At 52.5% G+C, this 18,288-nt stretch carries 19 protein-coding genes; 4 read left to right on the top strand and 15 right to left on the bottom strand.

Features of this window, described 5'->3' with window-relative positions; genetic code table 11:
- Positions 1–119: 119 nt before the first annotated feature.
- Together gss and FDW88_RS21775 are read right to left on the bottom strand one after the other, a co-directional pair.
- Positions 120–1,982, bottom strand: a complete 1,863-nt coding sequence (gene gss / locus FDW88_RS21780) for a bifunctional glutathionylspermidine amidase/synthase (protein ID WP_137363347.1) — start codon at positions 1,980–1,982, stop codon at positions 120–122.
- A gap of 152 nt (positions 1,983–2,134) precedes the next feature.
- Positions 2,135–4,423: an FdhF/YdeP family oxidoreductase gene (locus FDW88_RS21775; RefSeq protein ID WP_137363346.1), complete on the bottom strand. Its 2,289-nt coding sequence runs from the start codon at positions 4,421–4,423 to the stop codon at positions 2,135–2,137.
- A gap of 217 nt (positions 4,424–4,640) precedes the next feature.
- Here FDW88_RS21775 and yghU point away from each other — a divergent pair, with 217 nt between their 5' ends.
- Entirely contained in the window at positions 4,641–5,507 is an 867-nt protein-coding gene (gene yghU / locus FDW88_RS21770; RefSeq protein ID WP_137363345.1) for a glutathione-dependent disulfide-bond oxidoreductase, read from the top strand.
- Between the two features lie 55 nt (positions 5,508–5,562).
- Here yghU and hybG read toward each other — a convergent pair whose 3' ends face one another.
- From hybG to FDW88_RS21720, 10 genes are all read right to left on the bottom strand, one after another.
- The gene (hybG, locus tag FDW88_RS21765; RefSeq protein ID WP_096755683.1) at positions 5,563–5,811 is read right to left on the bottom strand and encodes a hydrogenase maturation factor HybG; all 249 of its coding nucleotides are present in this window, start codon (positions 5,809–5,811) and stop codon (positions 5,563–5,565) included.
- A gap of 30 nt (positions 5,812–5,841) precedes the next feature.
- Positions 5,842–6,183: a hydrogenase maturation nickel metallochaperone HypA gene (hypA, locus tag FDW88_RS21760; RefSeq protein WP_096755682.1), complete on the bottom strand. Its 342-nt coding sequence runs from the start codon at positions 6,181–6,183 to the stop codon at positions 5,842–5,844.
- Entirely contained in the window at positions 6,176–6,664 is a 489-nt protein-coding gene (hybE, locus tag FDW88_RS21755) for a hydrogenase-2 assembly chaperone (RefSeq protein ID WP_096755681.1), read from the bottom strand. The genes hypA and hybE overlap by 8 nt, the downstream gene beginning before the upstream one ends.
- The gene (locus FDW88_RS21750; protein ID WP_115257493.1) at positions 6,657–7,151 is read right to left on the bottom strand and encodes a HyaD/HybD family hydrogenase maturation endopeptidase; all 495 of its coding nucleotides are present in this window, start codon (positions 7,149–7,151) and stop codon (positions 6,657–6,659) included. The genes hybE and FDW88_RS21750 overlap by 8 nt, the downstream gene beginning before the upstream one ends.
- A complete protein-coding gene (gene hybC, locus FDW88_RS21745) occupies positions 7,151–8,854 on the bottom strand; it encodes a hydrogenase 2 large subunit (protein ID WP_115257492.1) in 1,704 nt (567 codons plus the stop codon). Before hybC ends, FDW88_RS21750 begins: the two co-directional genes overlap by 1 nt.
- Entirely contained in the window at positions 8,851–10,029 is a 1,179-nt protein-coding gene (gene hybB, locus FDW88_RS21740) for a Ni/Fe-hydrogenase cytochrome b subunit (protein WP_096755678.1), read from the bottom strand. The genes hybC and hybB overlap by 4 nt, the downstream gene beginning before the upstream one ends.
- On the bottom strand, positions 10,019–11,005 hold the full coding sequence (hybA, locus tag FDW88_RS21735) for a hydrogenase 2 operon protein HybA (RefSeq protein ID WP_137363344.1): 987 nt from the start codon (positions 11,003–11,005) through the stop codon (positions 10,019–10,021). The genes hybB and hybA overlap by 11 nt, the downstream gene beginning before the upstream one ends.
- Before the next feature lie 2 nt (positions 11,006–11,007).
- Positions 11,008–12,126, bottom strand: coding sequence for a hydrogenase 2 small subunit (gene hybO / locus FDW88_RS21730; RefSeq protein ID WP_096755676.1), 1,119 nt, complete (start codon positions 12,124–12,126; stop codon positions 11,008–11,010).
- A gap of 188 nt (positions 12,127–12,314) precedes the next feature.
- The gene (locus tag FDW88_RS21725; RefSeq protein WP_096755675.1) at positions 12,315–12,602 is read right to left on the bottom strand and encodes a DUF2623 family protein; all 288 of its coding nucleotides are present in this window, start codon (positions 12,600–12,602) and stop codon (positions 12,315–12,317) included.
- 85 nt (positions 12,603–12,687) lie between these two features.
- Positions 12,688–14,328 carry a methyl-accepting chemotaxis protein gene (locus FDW88_RS21720; protein ID WP_115259899.1) on the bottom strand — a complete coding sequence of 547 codons (1,641 nt, stop codon included), beginning with the start codon at positions 14,326–14,328 and terminating at the stop codon, positions 12,688–12,690.
- Positions 14,329–14,709: 381 nt separating this feature from the next.
- Between FDW88_RS21720 and FDW88_RS21715 the strand changes: the two genes are divergently transcribed.
- The gene (locus tag FDW88_RS21715; RefSeq protein ID WP_135911406.1) at positions 14,710–15,750 is read left to right on the top strand and encodes an aldo/keto reductase; all 1,041 of its coding nucleotides are present in this window, start codon (positions 14,710–14,712) and stop codon (positions 15,748–15,750) included.
- Between the two features lie 55 nt (positions 15,751–15,805).
- Here the strand turns inward: FDW88_RS21715 and FDW88_RS21710 are convergent, their stop codons facing one another.
- Complete coding sequence (locus FDW88_RS21710) at positions 15,806–16,300, bottom strand: TIGR00645 family protein (protein WP_115257490.1); 495 nt, start codon at positions 16,298–16,300, stop codon at positions 15,806–15,808.
- Positions 16,301–16,370: 70 nt separating this feature from the next.
- Positions 16,371–16,874 carry an ESA_00282 family adhesion-associated protein gene (locus FDW88_RS21705; RefSeq protein WP_115257489.1) on the bottom strand — a complete coding sequence of 168 codons (504 nt, stop codon included), beginning with the start codon at positions 16,872–16,874 and terminating at the stop codon, positions 16,371–16,373.
- A gap of 105 nt (positions 16,875–16,979) precedes the next feature.
- Between FDW88_RS21705 and FDW88_RS21700 the strand changes: the two genes are divergently transcribed.
- Both FDW88_RS21700 and FDW88_RS21695 read left to right on the top strand, forming a co-directional pair.
- Entirely contained in the window at positions 16,980–17,384 is a 405-nt protein-coding gene (locus FDW88_RS21700) for a hypothetical protein (protein WP_137363349.1), read from the top strand.
- Between the two features lies 1 nt (position 17,385).
- Positions 17,386–17,793, top strand: coding sequence for a cytoplasmic protein (locus FDW88_RS21695; protein WP_115257487.1), 408 nt, complete (start codon positions 17,386–17,388; stop codon positions 17,791–17,793).
- Between the two features lie 63 nt (positions 17,794–17,856).
- Here FDW88_RS21695 and exbD read toward each other — a convergent pair whose 3' ends face one another.
- Positions 17,857–18,282, bottom strand: a complete 426-nt coding sequence (gene exbD / locus FDW88_RS21690) for a TonB system transport protein ExbD (protein ID WP_096755670.1) — start codon at positions 18,280–18,282, stop codon at positions 17,857–17,859.
- Between the last annotated feature and the right edge of the window lie 6 nt (positions 18,283–18,288).

Raw genomic sequence — 18,288 nt, 5'->3', positions numbered from 1 at the left:
TCAGGAACTTGTTCGCACCTTCCCTAGATAAATGACAATCACAGCCATTGTAAAAACAAATAAAAAAGCCGGAGACATACCCCGGCTTCTTTAGCGCAATCAGAAACAGACCTGAAAGGTTACGCCCCTTTCACTACAATAAGCGGTTCGATATCACTCTCTTTTTTAATCACCAGCGAATCGTCACCGCGCAGACAGGTGCCGCCGTAGTTACCGCCCACGGTGAACGTGCAAACCTGAATATATTTACCGGCAACGTTGGGCAGACACCAAAGCTGCTGATAAATGTTCTTCTGTTCAGCAAACTTACCGCTGGTCTTATCGAGCAGTTCTTCCTCGTGACTGACCAGATCGATGTTGCTGCCACAACGTCCTGCAATAGGTTTCACGGCATAACCGGTTCTCGCCAGCTCGTCGTTAACAGTGAAGTCAGTATCAAGCAGATAGCGATGATGAGGGAACAGTTGCCATAGGATCGGTAAGATTGCCTTGTTGCCGGGAATAACCGTCCACAACGGCTCGAAGACCAGCACTTCCGGGCGCAGCAGAACATCAATCAGTCGTACTTCCTGTTGAGTATGTCCGGTACGAATTGGCACGGCAGCGTATTCGGTTTCGCTCACCTCACGCACTTGCTCGATCGCGGTTTCCCATGCCCAGGTTTTCCAGACGCAATTCACCAAACGACCGTCGCCGTCAATCAACTGGCCGGCATCATCCCAGCGTAATTCGTCCAGTCCGCGGAGGATTTTGCTGTCAAACCCGGCCTGATGCAGCGCCTGCTGCATAAACTGCGCATGGTAGTTCTCTTCAATGTCCTTGTCCTGCATGATGTGAACGAAAGGACGCGCGCGACTGTGCTTCCAGGCGCCGGCCAGTTCGTTGATCAGCCCTTCTGCAGGATTGTGCCCGCGCCCACGGTAGCCTTGCTCAGCCCAGCGTTCAAGGATCAGGCCTGCTTCGGTATGGCACGATGCGGAATCGGCGTTGTACTCGTACACCTTCAGCCCGCGCTCATCCATACAAAAATCCATACGACCGGTGATCATATGGTGCCGACGACGCTGCCATGAGAGGCGCAGACGCGGCCAGAGAATTTTTGGAATATCGAACAGCGCCAGCAGGTTATCGTCTTTCAGCACTTTGTCGGTGGCGTGCAGATACATCAGATGCAGTTCGTTGGTCGCTTTAATTAGCTCCTGCTCCGCGCTTTCAGTAATGGTGAAGTACTGATGCGGATCCCGATTGATCACATGACCATTTGCCAATACGTAGGCTTTTTGCAACGGATCCTGCTCGTTCAGCCACTTACCATCAAACTGTCCGCTATCTTCCAGTCTCGCGCCGCCAATCTTCAGGGCGTCATTGTCGATCTCTGGCTGCGGCAGACTGTAGCGGGTATCGTCAGTTTGGATCATCCAGCCGAGGATCGTGGTGTCATCAAAGGTATCACGCAGGGTGTAGTGACCATTTTCAACCACCATCTCCAGCTCGCGGGTCCACTGCTGTCCGGGAGGCAGCGGCGTGTGGATCACGTTCTGTTCAGCAATACGGATTTTATTTTCCAGCAACTGGGTGACGACCGCCACATGGCCCGTTTCGTTGAACTCACCGCCTTTTTGCCAGATAAGTAGAGCGCCTGCTACCGGCGCGCGAGGTGAGCCATTAGGGAATGCTTGTAACGGCAGAATATTGTCGTTCACTACTTCGCGCAGGAAACGCAAGGAGAAAATCTCCCAGGCCATACCCACATCGGTGAAGACTACGCCATAGTTGAGAAAGAGAAAACGGCGCGCGAACTCGACGCACTGCCATTTGTGGCCCATGTATTCGTCGTCGATATAGCTGCGAAACGCAGCATCATCGTCGTAGTCCCGTGGGTCAAGGGAGCTGTAATCTGAAGAGTAGATTGCTACGCCGCCGGGGGCGTAGCCCAATAATGTCCCGAATGGGGCATCCTGACTGGTCGTTCCTTTGCTCATGCACCTTACCTCAAAACAATACAGCCTGAGCAGGGTGGCGTGAATTTTTCGCTCTGATTGCCTGCTCTGCGACACTAACCGGACAGAGGTTGACTTATCATACACCTCAACGCAGCGGCTGGCGCTCAGAGGCGAAAAATTCGTAGCAGGAGCTACGTTTTACTGAGGATAACCGGCACGCTTTTATACGCCGGGGTCAGACTTTCCGTATCGACCGCATCGAGCGACAGCAGCACATTCGCTTCCGGCAGATACGCGCCGATCGAACCCGCCGCCATGTCGTAAATGACGACCGTTAGCCCGTGCATCATACGATCCACGCAAGGCTTACCGTGGTCATCCAACGCTTGGACGTTAACGACATCGCCCTGATTCAGCCCGCGGGCCGTTGCTTCCACGGCGCTTAAAAACACCACATCACGTCGCCCGCTAATGCCACGATAGCGATCGTTCATGCCATAAATAGTAGTGTTGTACTGATCGTGGCTACGCAGTGTGGCCAGCACCAGCGCCTCAGCAGGCTGGTTTTCCCGCTCGACTGCACGCTGACGACTGACGACAAAATTAGCTTTACCGTTTGTGGTGTGCCATTCACGCCACGAAGCCGGCGTATCCATACGAAATCCACCGGGCTCGGCAATACGCGCGTTATAATCGCGAAACGCCGGAATAACGGCCTCGATGGCGTCGCGAATCAACGCATAGTTCCCGGTCAGCGCTTCCCAGTTTACCGGCGAGTGGGGAAGCGTGGCGCGAGCCAGCCCCGCCACAATCGCCGGTTCCGATTTTAGCCATTGAGAGGCCGGTTTTAGCGCACCGCAGGAAGCGTGGACCATCGACATAGAATCCTCGACGGTTACTGACTGAATACCCGTTGCCTGCATATCGCGTTCAGTTCTGCCCAGCGCGGGTAGCAGATAGTTGTGTTTTGCCAGCAGCAAATGCGAACGATTGAGCTTGGTCGCAATGTGAACCTGCATATCCAGCTTTTTCATCGCCTCAAAGGTACGCTGCGGCTGAGGCATCGCCACCGCCAGATTCCCGCCCATGCAAATCAATGCCTTCGCCTCACCACGCTCTATCGCCCGAATACTTTCCACGCTGGAGCGACCATGCTGACGCGAAACGTTGATAGAAAAATGCGCTTCCAGGCGCTGCAGGAAGTCTTCTGATGCCGCCTCGTTAATCCCTACGGAACGGTCGCCCTGCACGTTGGAATGCCCACGCAGTGGGCAGATCCCCGCCCCCGGTTTGCCCATATTGCCTTTCAACAACAGCAGATTCACCAGTTGCTGGACGTTCTCGGTACCGTTTTTATGCTGGGTGATACCCAGTCCATAACAAATGATCGTCGCGCGAGATTTGTTATAGCTGTGTGCCAGATCTTCCATCTGGCTGCGCGTCAGGCCAGAGTCCTGCTCCAGTTCAGCCCAGCAACATTGGCGTAAATCGTCATACAACGCCGAATAACCCGCGGTATGTTCGTCGATAAACGCATGATCGAGCGTCGGTTGCTGACCCAGCAAGATCCGCGCTTCATCCATTTCGATCAACGCCTTCATGATGCCTTTGAGCAGCGAGGCATCACCGCCCATTTTGACCTGGTAGTAATCGCTGCTAAGTGCTGTCGTCTGGCCGGTGAACATCTCTTTCGGGCTTTGTGGGAAGCTAAAGCGCTCAAGTCCGCGCTCGGTAAGCGGGTTAATTGAGATAATTTTAGCCCCGCGTTTGGCAACGTCGCGTAACGTGGTCAGCATGCGCGGATGGTTGGTGCCAGGATTATGTCCGATGCAAATCACCAGTTCACACTGTTCAAAATCATCAAGCTCCACGGTCCCTTTCCCAAGACCAATGGCCCGCGTCAGCCCGGCACTGGTTGGGCCATGACACATGTTTGAACAGTCCGGGAAGTTGCTGCTGCCGTATTCGCGGGCAAACAGTTGATACAGGAACGCCGCCTCATTTGAGGTTCTACCGGAGGTGTAAAACTCAACCTGCTGTGCAGAGTCATAGCTGCGCAGTCGCTCGCCGATTTCCTGAAACGCAATGTCCCACGCCACGGCCTGCCAGGTATCCGTCACGGCATCGTATTTCATCGGGTGCGTCAAACGGCCTATATTTTCCAGCGCATAATCACTGTACTGCCAGAGTGCCGATACCGGGTGGCGGCTGAAAAATGCAGGTGAGGCTTTCTTACTGGTGGTTTCCCAGGACACTGCTTTTACGCCGTTTTCGCACAGTTCCATCGGCGCACGATGGCTCGGATCGGGCCACGCACACCCCGGGCAATCGAACCCTTTCACTTGGTTCATTTTGAACATCGCGATAATGTCGCGCGCGACGGCCTTTTGCGAAAACACCGAAGCAGTGACGGCTTTTACCGCGCCCCACCCACCCGCCGGGCCCTGATAACCGCTTACTCCTGGAACACCATTTTTCATTGTTACTGCTTTTTCACCGCCAATTATTGAGGGTAGTACGGTAGCAATTTCCGTCCAACATTGATTTCCTCTTCATGGAGTACGGTCTGCGTACAATGAACGGGTTAGATTTATCTTCCCCTTTCAGCACAACACGACATAAAGTCCCAATCTGTTAAATTGAGTTTTCCCTAACTGCTACACTGCTTCAACACAACCACTCAGAAGGCAGGTCACTATGTCAGACAATACTTATCAGCCCGCGAAAGTCTGGACGTGGGATAAATCCAATGGCGGTGCATTCGCCAACATCAACCGTCCGGTTTCCGGTGCCACCCACGAGAAAACGCTACCGGTCGGCAAGCATCCGCTGCAGCTCTATTCGCTGGGTACGCCAAACGGTCAGAAAGTGACGATTATGCTGGAAGAGCTGCTGGCGCAGGGCGTGACCGGCGCGGAATATGATGCCTGGATCATCCGTATTGGCGATGGTGACCAGTTTTCCAGCGGCTTTGTTGAGGTGAACCCAAACTCGAAGATCCCGGCACTGCGCGACCATTCGCAAAACCCACCGGTACGCGTGTTTGAGTCTGGCGCTATCCTGCTTTATCTGGCGGAGAAATATGGTTATTTCCTGCCTCAGGATTTGCCAAAACGCACTGAAACACTGAACTGGCTATTCTGGTTACAGGGCGCAGCGCCCTTCCTCGGCGGTGGTTTCGGCCACTTCTACAACTATGCGCCGGTAAAAATTGAGTACGCGATCAATCGCTTCACTATGGAAGCCAAGCGTTTACTCGACGTTCTGGATAAGCAACTGGCGCAGCATCAGTTTGTGGCGGGGGATGAATATACCATTGCCGATATGGCCATTTGGCCGTGGTTTGGCAATGTGGTGCTGGGCAACGTCTATGACGCGGCAGAATTCCTTGATGCGGGGAGCTACAAACACGTTCAACGTTGGGCCAAAGAGGTTGCAGCGCGTCCGGCGGTTAAGCGTGGACGGATTGTGAACCGCACTAACGGGCCGCTGGATGAACAGCTTCATGAACGCCATGACGCCAGTGACTTCGATACCAATACCGAAGACAAACGCCAGGGCTAACGCAAGATGCCTTATCCGGCCTACATATAAGGCGTAGGCCTGATAAGCGAAGTCGTCACGCGCTGGTGACGTCGTAATCCATGCGGCGTAACGCGTCTAACGTGGCTTTGGCTTCATCTTCATCGATGATGCTCATAGCGAATCCTACGTGCACCAGTACCCATTGCCCGACCAGCTCAGCCGGATCGCCTTCACAAATCAGGGCAATGTTGACATCGCGCTTGATACCGCAAACTTCAACCTGCGCAAGCTGGTGAATATCTTCACCGACGGTCAGAACCTGACCCGGGACTCCAATACACATATCTGACTCCGTCCCATAGCGACCTATGGGCTATTCGACTTCAATACTTTTCACTTTCAGTGAATCGCCGCTTTCAACCCGCAAACGATCGCCCTGACAACGTGGACATTGCGCATCATGCTGGGTAATTTCCACAACCTGACTGCAATCCCAGCACCAGGCCTGAGCGGGTTTGTATTCAATGTGCAATGCACATCCCTGCGCGACCGTGCCCTGACAGACGATGTCAAAACTGAAACGAACGGCGCTCTCCTCAACGCAGGAGAGCGCGCCAATTTCCAGCCAAACGCCGGTAACACGTTTAACATCGTGCTGCTCTGCCTGCTGCTGAATAATCTCAACGGCGCTCTGGCAAAGCGACAACTCATGCATTTTCACAGCTCCGACGGCCCAACAGCAACGCGCGACGACCAAGTTGCGGTGCGTTCGGATCGCTCACCGGCAGCGATAACAACATTTTTGCGCAATCGTCAGTCAGGCGGACACCCTCTTGTGCCGACATGCTGTGCGAAAGCGGCGACATTAACGAACAGGACAGGTATTGCGATACTCCATCTAGCTCGCCTACGGTAAATGTCATCTCACCATACGGTAAACGCAGCCCCATTTTCTCGCTGACTTTTCGCAGGGGCCAGATCTGATCTGGCCCAGGAAAAATCAGCGCGCTCAGCATCCAGGGCGTGATCACACATCCCGTCCACTGGCCTTCAAACAGCGTAAAATCAGAGACATACACCGGCATATTCGGATGCAGGAACGAGAGATCGTGCATCGAACGGCGGGCTACCTCTTCAAACGCGGCCTGAATCTGCGCTTTTGGGGCTGTCTGAAAGCCTAAAAACTCTTCAGACATGGGCCGCCTCCCGAGGGATGGCTTCCACACCCGATTCGCGCAGCGCGGCGAGAACCTGCTCAAGCGCAGGTTCAATCATGGCTTCAACCGTCGGCGTTAGCCCGATATGCGGCTCCAGCGATTCCGGAATAACGCCGACCAGAGTCAGCTTCTTCGGAAACTCGCCGGTAAAACGCAGGGCCGACAACACGTCGGCCAGGCCAAGCTGGTGCGGCGAGATTTTATTGGTAAACAGCGCCGGGATCTCTTCATCCCGCAGGACCATCATGGTTCCCGGCGTGCTTTTTCTCGACACAATGGCGTCAGCAATGATCAGATGATCTCTGTCCGCCATATCGCCGAGCAGCTCCATCCCCGCTGTACCGCCATCCAGAACGTCAACGAAATCAGGCAGGATGTACCGTTGCTCTAATGCCTCAACGATACGTACCCCGATGGCTTCGTCAGTCAGCAAAATATTGCCGACCCCTAAGACTAATATCCGCATTACAGAACCTTAACTGAGACGACTTCGTTCCCGTCAACGTCCACCACATGCACCGCACATGACATACAAGGGTCGAAGGAGTGAATAGTACGCACCACTTCCAGCGGTTTGTTCGGATCGGCGATCGGCGTGCCTACCAGTGAACGCTCATACGGTCCCACTTCGTCATTAAAGTTACGCGGGCCAGAGTTCCAGGTTGAAGGTACAACCGCCTGATAGTTGCTGATAATGCCGTCTTTAATCACCATCCAGTGAGAAAGCATACCGCGTGGTGCTTCGAGGAAGCCGACACCTTTGAACTCGCCAGTGGCCGGGATATTCGGTTTCACGAAGGTGGTGTGGTCGCCTTTGCCGATGTTTACGATCAGCGCGTTATACTGATTTTGCAGAACGTTCTGCAGTTCACAGCAGTGAACGGTACGACCAATGATACGACCCAGCGTCGAATGCAGCTGTGCCACTTCGATGGTTTTACCGGTCAGCTTGGTGTAAATCGCAATGATCTCATTCAGCTTGGCATGGGTAGACTCGCGTTTTGCCGCCAGTTTACACAGCATGTTAGCCAGCGGGCCCACTTCCACCGTTTTGCCGTAGAAGGTTGGCGCTTTAACCCAGGAGTATTTGCCATCGTCAGACCAGCCGGTGTAATCCGGAACCGTTGTTCCTTCCCACGGCGCCTGCGGCGCTTCGTCTTTGTACCACGCATGTTTCGCACTCTCCTGAATCCCTTTGATCAGGTATTCATCAGAATGAGAGGTGATCGGACGATAGGTCGACAGGTCTGCATCGGTAATGTAACCACCAGGGAACAGGAAGCTGCCGTTTTTGCCGTCAGTCGGGAATTCCGGCGCGCTCAGGTAGTTTACCGCACCCTGGCCGCGTTCCAGCCACTCCGGATAGAATGCGGCAATAACCGCGGTATCCACTTTGTACACCTGCTCAACAAAGTCGCTCAGCTTATCAATGAAGGACTTGATGTACATCAGGCGTTCAAGGTTCAGCACGCCAAGACCGTCGAGGTTGATTGGGTTCGCCACCCCACCGACCGCCAGGTTCTGGATGTGCGGTGTTTTACCGCCCAGCAGCGCCACGACGCGGTTGGCATCACGCTGGCATTCCAGCGCCTGCAGGTAGTGTGCAACTGCAATCAGGTTCACTTCCGGTGGCAGTTTCATTGCCGGGTGACCCCAGCAGCCGTTGGCAAAAATACCTAACTGACCGCTGGCAACCAGGTCCTTGATCTTGTTCTGAACCTTAGTGAACTCTTCCGCGCTGTTCAGGTGCCAGGTCGACACGCCGTTCAGCATCGCCGAGGCTTTTGCTGGATCGGCTTTCAGTGCGGAGGTGATATCCACCCAGTCCAGCGCAGACAACTGATAGAAGTGCACGATATGGTCATGCGTGGTGTGCGCTGCCAGAATGATGTTACGGATGTACTGCGCGTTCACGGGAACATCAATGTTCAGTGCGCTTTCAGCAGCGCGCACGGAAGAGATAGCGTGCGTGGTGGTACACACACCACAAATACGCTGCACAATCATCCACGCATCACGCGGATCGCGATTCTTCACGATCTCTTCCATGCCGCGCCACATGGTACCGGACGCCCATGCTTTTGATACCACGCCATTTTCGATTTCGCAGTCGATGCGTAAATGGCCTTCAATACGGGTTACCGGATCAATAGTAATTCTCTGGCTCATGCTTTGCTCGCCTCATGACGATTTTGATCGTTTTGTTTTAAAGGAGGAAGTATCGGCAGTAGACGAATGAGTACGATGTATGCACAAATCTCAATAGCCACAAAACCAATAGAAATCAACAGTTCTTCCCAGGTCGGGAAGTAGTGGTAGCCACCACCAGGATTGAACGCCACCAGCGAATAGGACAGACGCCATGTTGCACAACCCAGCAATGCGCTCAGCGCAGACAGGTACAGCATGCGCGAGTCATTTCGCAGTTTCGCGATACGCAGTACCACCAGCGGGAAGACCATCAGCACAACCTCAAGCCAGAACATGGCTGAGTAGAAATCGCCTGCAAACGCATACGACAACTTGTCCCGATAGATCAGTTCACCAAAGCGTAGAACCACGAAGATCGCCAACAAGACGCTAATCGTATTCGTCAGTTTGATGAACAAACTCTTCTCGTCCGGCCCATTACCTTTCAGGCCGCTTTGTACCAGCGAACCTTCAAAGATGACTATCGAGAAGCCCATTATAAAGGCGGTAAGCACCGAGAATAGCGGCAGCATTTCATAGGCTTGCCACAGTGGATGCACCTTATTACCGGCAGAAATCATCAATGAACCCATTGAAGACTGGTGCATTGTCGGCAGCAGTGCGCCGAGGGCGATAATAAAGAACATCACTTTGTTCAGACGCTTGAGCGAAACTTTCCACCCCAGGCGTTCAAACAAGGCCGGCGCAAATTCCAGCGCCATGATGCCGATATAAATGGTCATACAGACTGCCGTTTCGAACAGCACCGAGTTCACGTTAAAGTGGCCCGGAATGTAGAAGTACGGCAGGTTCCAGTAACGACCGACGTCGATGGTGATCGACAGGCCACCCAGAGAATAACCAAACAGGCTCGCCAACAAGGCTGGGCGCACCAGCGGGTGATATTCCCCTTTGTTGAAAACATAGACCGCCCATGCCAGTGCCCAACCGCCACAGGCAAAACCGGTGCCGATCAACAGGTCAAACGCGATCCATACACCCCACGGGAATCCACCGTTCAGATCGGAGACTGAGCCCAACCCGAAGACCAGACGTTTTACGATCAGGAGCATACACAGGACGATTAACGGCCCAAAAATAATGACCGGCTTGCTGATTATTCTTCCGCCCAGCGGTTTAGGATCATGACTCATGATCGTCTCCTCCATCGTGATGGTCGTTTTTTATATTACGACGAACCAGCACGGTTATGCCCGCCAGCGCTGCCAGGGGTAAAATCATGCCCTTATACAGGGAATGTTGAACATGCTCAGAACGCGCACCGGTTGACAGGTCAGCCAGCTGTGGGAGATCCAGATTTTCATAAGGAACGCCCGTCAGTACCAATACCTGCGTACCGCCGCCTTCTTTCTCGCCGTACAGGTGCGGGTAATATTTCGGCACCGTGTGCAGATAGGTATCGCTGTCTTTCACCGTCTGACGCGGATAGTGGTATTCGCTGCCAGGCTTCAGCGCCAGGCGTTTTTTCGCCTCAGCCATCAGCTCTTCGCGCGTACCAAAAATCACCGCACCGGCAGGACACACTTCAACACAGCCCGGTAAACCACCTTTATCCAGGCGCTCTACACCTTTCTGGTTACACAGCTCGCACTTATGGAGTGCACCAAACGGGTTGTTGTAGTCGTATTTAGGCACGTTGTACGGGCAAGCGACCATGCAGTAACGGCAACCGGTACAGACATCTTTGTCATAGTGGACGATGCCGGTTTTCGGATCTTTTTTCAGCGCGGAGACCGGACAAACAGAAACGCAGTTCGGATCGACGCAGTGCATACACTGTTTCTTGATGTACGCGTAGCCGTTCTGCTCCTGGTCTTTGTTAACGCCTGTTCCACTACGCCACACCTGAATGATGTTATTGGTGTACGGTGACAGTTTGTCGTTGTTCGACCAGGTTTGCTCCCCCTCAGGGTTGCGCGCTGGGAAGTTGATGTCCTGACACTTGGTGACACAGGCCTGACAGCCGACACACAGCGTCGAGTCATACAGCATCCCAAGGGAACCCGGGATCGGCGGACGGTTTTCTGCAGCCGCATGGCTGACGGACGGCGCAGCGCCCAACAGCAATGCTCCGCCAGAAGCTGCTTTAATAAAGTTACGTCTGTTCACGGTTATTCTCCCCGTGAGTCAGCGTTATCTTTCTTTTGCTGACGTCCCAGTTCACGTACCGCCATCACGCTGACGCCGGCCACCAGTCCTACTACGCCACCCAGCAGCCCAATAGCCCCAGCAGAAATGTTGCCACCTTCTTTCAGGTTGACATCCGGCTTCTCTGAACGCGGAGTTTGGTTTTCCACAGAAGCGAGTTGGTGAATGCCTTTATGGAAACCGACGCCTTCTTCGTTACAGCCGTAGCAAGGGTGACCGATCGCCACTGGCCACACGCCGCCAACATCACAGAACTGTAACGTTGAGCAGTTGCCGTAGGTTTCTGGCCCTTTACAGCCCAGATGGTAGAGGCACCAGCCTTCACGATGGCCTTCATCGCCGAACTCTTTAGCAAAACGACCCGCATCAAAGTGCGGACGACGCTCACAGTGTTCGTGGATCAGACGACCGTAGGCAAACGTTGGACGGTTTTTCGCATCCAGCTTCGGTGGCTTACCGTAGGTGATGATGTGTGCGACCGTTGCGAGGAAGTTATGCGGGTTCGGCGGACAGCCTGGAATATTGATGATGGTTTTGCCTGGCAGGACTTCCTGCAAGCCAACTGCCCCCGTTGGGTTAACGCCAGCGGCAGCAACACCACCCCATGCGGCACATGAGCCGATAGCAATGATCGCCGCAGCGCCTTCGGCCGCCTTGCGGATATGATCCACAATAGGCTCACCGGCAACCATGCAGTAAACACCGTTATCTTTCAGTGGGATAGAACCATCTACGACCAGAACATACTGCCCTTTGTACTTCTCCAGAGCGTTATGTTTGTTCTCTTCGACCTGGTGGCCGAAGGCGGCGGAAAGCACCTCATGGTATTCCAGAGAGATCGTCTCCAGGACGAGGTTTTCCACGGTAGGGTGTGTCGCACGAAGTAGCGATTCAGTACAGCCCGTACACTCCTGAGCACCTATCCAGATAACCGGCGGGCGCTGAGGGCGGGATACTGATTCCGCCATTTCTGCGGCGGCTTTGCTACTGAGCCCCATGGTAGCGGCCAATGCTGCACAAAGCTTCATGAAATCACGGCGATTAATGCCGTTCGAATTGATGAGAGAGTTATCTCCAGTCATTTTATTGTTATTCCGTTGCGAAGACCTGGCTTTTATTTTGCACCATTCGCATGTTGCTTATTGCGATCGGCGCGCCATTACCACACTTTTTATATGGTTATGTGCGTTATAATACTTCGGCAGGGCAACAAAACGAAGGTGTAGGTCAATAGTGTAATTAATTAAAGCAAGATAATACCCCTTTCGGATCAAGCTTCGAGCCGATAGCCGGCCATGAAAAAGCGAATTGTTGTACTGGACTGGTTCTCCTTGAAGAAATCCATCACCATTTCTTTATCCAGCCCGTAGCGGCGCGTGAGGATCCCCGCCTCCCACGCACTCAGTTGCCGATCGCCCGTTCGTTCAAACATCCGATGTGAAAAGCCCAGCACAAAGCCACGCTTATAGTCAGCACAAAAATTCGCCACCGTTCGCGCACTATCTGCACTTGAGGCGTTTAATCCTGCCATCAGGCCTTTTCCAAAATGGTTATCCATGCATTACCTCCAATCGCTATATAATAAATTATATAGCGATTTTTTAAGCAAAGGCCAGAGGTATCACGCACTTTTTTGTGCCAGATTAAAAGGCCACCCATTCATCCGGTTTAGATGCTTTAGGCGCAGCGCTTTCTTCGGCGGGTAAAACGGTGTTGGTTGGTGCATGCTGCACGTCACTTGCGGAAAGCCGGAACTGCTGAACGGCACGCTGCAGGTCTTCGGTTTGTCGCTCCAACGCCACTGCCGCTGCCGATACCTGCTCCACCAGCGCGGCGTTTTGTTGGGTCACGCTGTCCATTTGTGTGATCGCGACGCTCACCTGTGAGATGCCTTTATTCTGCTCTTCAGAGGCGGAGGCAATTTGTTTCATAATTGCCGTAACTTCGGTTGCTCCGCGCAGAATAGCGTCCATCGTCAAGCCGGTCTCCTTGACCAGACGCGCGCCCTGATCGACACGGCGCGCCGACTCGCCAATCAACGTCTCAATCTCTTTCGCCGCGCCTGCGCTGCGGCTGGCAAGATTTCGCACCTCACCGGCAACCACCGCAAAACCACGGCCCTGTTCGCCCGCTCGGGCCGCTTCGACGGCGGCGTTGAGCGCCAGGATGTTGGTCTGGAATGCGATGCTGTTAATAACTGAGGTAATTTCGGCGATCTGCTTAGAACTGGCAGCAATCCCGTCCATGGTATCCACTACCTGCGAAACCAGCGTGCTGCCTTTGCCCGCCGTTTCTGATGCCGTATCGGCAAGCTGGCTGGCCTCGCGCGCATTCTCAGCATTCAGTTTCACCGTGGCGGTGAGTTGCTCCATGCTGGCGGCGGTCTCTTCCAGCGCTGCGGCCTGCTCTTCCGTACGCGAAGAAAGATCGTTATTGCCGCTGGAAATCTCCGTCGCGCCGCGCCAGATGTTGTCACTGCCTGACCGAATCGTACTGACGGCTTCACGCAGGCTGTCCTGCATCGCACTGAGTAAAGGCACCAGTTGCCCTACGCAATTACGACCAAATTCTTCAATCGGATGGCTAAGGTCGCCGTGGGCAATCTGGCGGAACTGCTGGCGAATGCGTGCCAGCGGCTTCACCATCATTGCCACAAGATAGCGGTCGGTAAAGATAAGAATGGCAATACCGAGGATAACGGCGGTGATAATCAAGGTGCGGATAATCGATGTTTTACCGTCGACCATAATGCGCGTCGCATCCAGTCGCTTACCGGCAGCGGTATTAAACCGCTCGGCACTGGCACCAAAATCGCGGCTTAGCGCCGGTGTAACGGTGCTGGCATGCTCTGACCATGCGGTAAGCGATCCCTGCTGCGCCAGTTGCATCTGCGGGATCACACCTTTCTCCAGCAGCGCTTGCCACGTCGTCAGCACCGCGGTGGCAATTTCCGCATCCATCGGCCCCGGCGACAGCGTTTTCATCTGCTCAAGTTTTTTACGCATGCCATCCAGAGATTGCTGAGCCGGACCAAAGTCAGGCGTTCCGCCGCCGATTTTGACATCCACAGCTCGGCTTAGCCGCGTGACAAAGCGAAAGTACTGATCGTTCCCCTGACTAAGAACCGTCATCTGCTGTACGAGATGACGATCAATCTCATTGCCTTCTGATATTTTAGATAACGAATGGAGGCTAAATAACCCCACGCCCGACCAGAGCAGGCAAAATAGTCCCAGTATTGCCAGCATGACAATACGAATAGTGAAGTTTTGCAGCAAACGCATAATAGTTTCCTTGCCGTAGATGAGGATTTTCGCCATCAGGCGAGACTTATCCTTGTTATCGGCAGGTCACGAAGAAGATATAATGCGTTGTTTATTTTTTTACTTTTTTAAGCACATCGACTCTTCCTGTTCCTCCCCGTTATATCGATATGAAGGCTAATAAAACCAGCAATTATTATTACCTGGGGAATCAAGTCCATACGTTAATTAAGTGCGTACCTATCTGGCCCGACGCCTGAGGGTTACTTTCAACACGAAACACAACTCTCAGTTTTTCATCTCAATGTGACCTGGTGAACGGGATAATCATCGTGAAACAGCTAGAATAGAAACGTCGTTTCGAAATTCACCTGCACGATTAACCTGCACTAAGGAGATCTCATGGCCTGGTTTGCCAACCCTGAACGTTATGAGCAAATGCTCTATCGCTACTGTGGTCGCAGCGGTTTGCGCTTGCCTGCACTGTCGCTGGGTTTATGGCACAGTTTTGGACACGTCCAAGCACTGGATTCACAGCGTGCCCTGCTGCGTAAAGCATTTGATTTAGGCATCACGCATTTCGATTTAGCCAATAACTACGGGCCGCCGCCGGGCAGCGCTGAAGAAAACTTCGGCCGATTATTGCGTGAGGATTTCGCGCAGTACCGTGACGAATTAATCATCTCTACCAAGGCTGGCTACGACATGTGGCCGGGACCGTACGGTTCTGGCGGCTCGCGTAAGTATCTGCTTGCCAGCCTCGACCAGAGCCTGACACGCATGGGCCTCGATTACGTCGACATTTTCTATTCTCACCGCGTTGACGAAAGCACGCCAATGGAAGAGACCGCTGCGGCGCTGGCTCACGCCGTGCAAAGTGGCAAAGCGTTGTATGTTGGTATTTCATCTTATTCCCCGGAGCGCACGCAAATAATGGCCGACCTGCTGCGGGAATGGAAAATTCCGCTGCTGATCCACCAACCGTCCTACAACCTGCTTAATCGCTGGGTCGACAGCAGTGGCCTGCTGGATACGCTGGACACAAACGGTATTGGTTGCATCGCCTTTACCCCGCTGGCTCAGGGGTTGCTGACGGGGAAATACCTGAACGGTATTCCAGAAGGTTCGCGTATGCAGCGTGAAGGGAAAAAAGCCCGTGGCCTGACGGAAAATATGCTGACGGAAGAAAATCTTAACAGCCTGCGGTTGCTGAACGAGATGGCGCAACGGCGTGGACAGTCGATGGCGCAAATGGCATTGAGCTGGTTACTCAAAGATAACCGCGTGACGTCAGTGTTAATTGGCGCCAGCCGTCCCGAGCAGTTAGAAGAAAACGTTCAGGCGTTGAATAACCTGGCATTCAGCGCTGAAGAACTGGCGCAGATAGATAAGCACGTCACCGACGGCAAGCTCAATCTGTGGCAGGCCTCATCAGATAAATAATCGTCTAAACAGTATGCCGGGGGGGCGGTAAAATTGCCGACCCGGCCGTACTGATTTAGTGATTGTGGCGCGTCAGTCGATCCAGATACCCCATCACAAAGGCTGAGAGCACAAAGGTCAGGTGGATAATGACGTACCACATCAGCTTGTTATCAGGGACATTTTTAGCATCCATAAAAATACGCAATAAATGGATGGAAGAAATGGCCACGATAGACGCCGCAACCTTATTCTTCAGTGACGTGGCATCCATCTTACCCAGCCAGCTCAGCTTCTCTTTGCCTTCAGTAATATCCAGTTGTGAGACAAAATTCTCGTAGCCGGAGAACATCACCATGACCAGTAACCCACCGACCAGGGTCATATCGACCAGCGACAGTAGTACCAGAATGAGATCGGCTTCTGCCATCGAAAAGATATTGGGCAGAACGTGAAAGATCTCCTGAAAGAATTTCAGCGCCAGGGCAACCAAAGCAAGAGAAAGGCCAAAATACACGGGAGCAAGCAGCCAGCGGGACGCGTACATTGCGTTTTCCAGAAAACGTTCCATATGATCCTGTCTTGTAACTAAACCAGGCAGTAGTATATCGCAATTGTGCAACATCGAAACAACATACGCCTCAAACCTCTTCGGCATTGATGGGCGGGCGCTGGAGCTCTGGCCACACCAGTGCGACGAGTGCAGGATAGGCTTCCAGGCTGAACTCCCTGAAACATTGACGCAAATTGAGCACATCTAAATCGGCGTGCGGGACTTTCTCTCCGCTCAGGCAGCGTTTTTTGATGTTGTCGTAATATTTGTAGACCGCTGAATTGAGATCGCTGCAGCGCCGCTGTGCATCAAATAGCCCTGGTGTTTCATTTAACTCCACCATGGTCATACGCTTTATTGTCGAGTGGATAAAATCAATATATTCATGATTGACCCGCCAATACCATACCGGCGTAATCGAATTCATCAATGCTGAGAAATGATCTTCCCCCTCTTCTTTGCTAAGCGTTTCCAGTTTGGGATAAGAGGTAAGTTCCTCATTCGATCGATTTTTATTTGCACCGCGCATCAGCACAAGAACCCCGCAGGTAAGCAATAGCAGGGTAATAACAGAATAAAATATACTGTTCATATACAGGCTCCATTTTTTTTGATTTTAAAATTACCCCATGCTATTGTCAACGCAGCCTGTCTTATTAAAAAAACTTACCTCACTGGCAGTAAAGGATATTTCAACATGCTTCCCGAGCATCTTGTTCCCTCTCGTTTTCATTTATCTACATCCCCAACCAATACTGATACCGTAGAAAATAGTGAAAATTTGACTCAGGGAAAGACAACCTTAAGCGAGTTTGAAGCGGATATTTTAATTAGCGCCACCGCTACCGGTCAGACCCGTAACATGTTATTTGAAGAATGTGACCGCCATTTAAAAGAGCGACTGTTTCGCGCAGCAAAAATCGAATCGTTCACCCGTCTGCTTAATTCACTGCAAGCAGAAGGTGACATTAACGCACAAGAATTAAGTAAAATTTTGGCGAAAAACACTGCGTTAATAAATGAGCAGGGCAATAAAATTTGGCTTAATTTACTGACTCGCGAAACCAGCGATCCGATTTTTTATTCTCTGGAAGAGAAATAAAATGAAAGATGTTGAGGATAACAACGTTTATTTGGCTTTAGACAACCATAAAAGTGACGAATTTGTCTTAAAGCAGAATCTGGATATCTTAATTGCCAATAAAAATGCCACGCTGGAGAGCGTGGCTCAGGAAATGGTATCAATACCCGCAGCCCTGGTACGCATGAAGTGGCAAAACCGCCGGGAAATCTATGCTCTGCAAGCCAAAGAAGAGATCTACGGTGCCACCATTGAAGCCATTATTGCCCAACAGCCGGCGCTGCGGGACAAAATCATGGCCCGTCTGGAAAGCGCGTACCAGCATTTACTCGCGCGAGAAACGGCGACATTGCGCCTGACGCGTAAGCTATCTGAAGGGAGTTATGCCGCGACCAGAGTCACTACCGTCGCGCTGGACGAAAAGAAATGAGGGGATGGAGGAAGCCGAAAGAGGAGGCCGGGTAAGGCGAAACCCTTCACCCGGCAACAGAGATTACTTCGCTTTCACGGTCTCTTCACCAACCAAACCAATCTTCAGGAAACCTGCCTGATGCAGCGTATCCATCACTTTCATCATGGTTTCATAGTCGACAGTTTTATCAGCCCGGAAGAAGATAGTGGTGTCTTTCTTGCCTTCTGTCAGCGTGTTTAGCGCGTTAATCATGGTTTCATCGGTCACCTGATCGTTGCCGATAAACATCGTGTTATCCGCTTTCACTGACAGATAAACCGGTTTTTCAGGACGCGGTTGCGGCGTGCTGGTCGAAGCCGGTAGATTCACCTTCACATCCACCGTTGCCAGCGGCGCGGCCACCATAAAAATGATCAACAACACCAACATAACATCGATAAACGGCGTGACGTTGATGTCGTGCATTTCACCGTTATCGTCCAGGTTTTCATTAAAACTCATTGCCATGGAACA

The sequence above is a fragment of the Citrobacter sp. wls829 genome (genome assembly GCF_005280825.1).
In the GTDB taxonomy this organism is placed as follows: domain Bacteria; phylum Pseudomonadota; class Gammaproteobacteria; order Enterobacterales; family Enterobacteriaceae; genus Citrobacter; species Citrobacter gillenii.
Note: the sequence above shows the minus strand (reverse complement) of the source record. Positions and strands in the feature narration are given on the sequence as shown.

Coding starts and splice junctions, on each gene's coding strand:
- FDW88_RS21725 (WP_096755675.1), bottom strand. CDS start 12,602: ATGGATAACCATTTTGGAAAAGGCCTGATGGCAGGATTAAACGCCTCA.
- FDW88_RS21695 (WP_115257487.1), top strand. CDS start 17,386: ATGAAAGATGTTGAGGATAACAACGTTTATTTGGCTTTAGACAACCAT.
- gss (WP_137363347.1), bottom strand. CDS start 1,982: ATGAGCAAAGGAACGACCAGTCAGGATGCCCCATTCGGGACATTATTG.
- FDW88_RS21705 (WP_115257489.1), bottom strand. CDS start 16,874: ATGAACAGTATATTTTATTCTGTTATTACCCTGCTATTGCTTACCTGC.
- yghU (WP_137363345.1), top strand. CDS start 4,641: ATGTCAGACAATACTTATCAGCCCGCGAAAGTCTGGACGTGGGATAAA.
- FDW88_RS21715 (WP_135911406.1), top strand. CDS start 14,710: ATGGCCTGGTTTGCCAACCCTGAACGTTATGAGCAAATGCTCTATCGC.
- exbD (WP_096755670.1), bottom strand. CDS start 18,282: ATGGCAATGAGTTTTAATGAAAACCTGGACGATAACGGTGAAATGCAC.
- hybC (WP_115257492.1), bottom strand. CDS start 8,854: ATGAGCCAGAGAATTACTATTGATCCGGTAACCCGTATTGAAGGCCAT.
- FDW88_RS21750 (WP_115257493.1), bottom strand. CDS start 7,151: ATGCGGATATTAGTCTTAGGGGTCGGCAATATTTTGCTGACTGACGAA.
- FDW88_RS21720 (WP_115259899.1), bottom strand. CDS start 14,328: ATGCGTTTGCTGCAAAACTTCACTATTCGTATTGTCATGCTGGCAATA.
- FDW88_RS21700 (WP_137363349.1), top strand. CDS start 16,980: ATGCTTCCCGAGCATCTTGTTCCCTCTCGTTTTCATTTATCTACATCC.
- hypA (WP_096755682.1), bottom strand. CDS start 6,183: ATGCATGAGTTGTCGCTTTGCCAGAGCGCCGTTGAGATTATTCAGCAG.
- hybB (WP_096755678.1), bottom strand. CDS start 10,029: ATGAGTCATGATCCTAAACCGCTGGGCGGAAGAATAATCAGCAAGCCG.
- FDW88_RS21710 (WP_115257490.1), bottom strand. CDS start 16,300: ATGGAACGTTTTCTGGAAAACGCAATGTACGCGTCCCGCTGGCTGCTT.
- hybO (WP_096755676.1), bottom strand. CDS start 12,126: ATGACTGGAGATAACTCTCTCATCAATTCGAACGGCATTAATCGCCGT.
- hybE (WP_096755681.1), bottom strand. CDS start 6,664: ATGTCTGAAGAGTTTTTAGGCTTTCAGACAGCCCCAAAAGCGCAGATT.
- hybG (WP_096755683.1), bottom strand. CDS start 5,811: ATGTGTATTGGAGTCCCGGGTCAGGTTCTGACCGTCGGTGAAGATATT.
- FDW88_RS21775 (WP_137363346.1), bottom strand. CDS start 4,423: ATGAAAAATGGTGTTCCAGGAGTAAGCGGTTATCAGGGCCCGGCGGGT.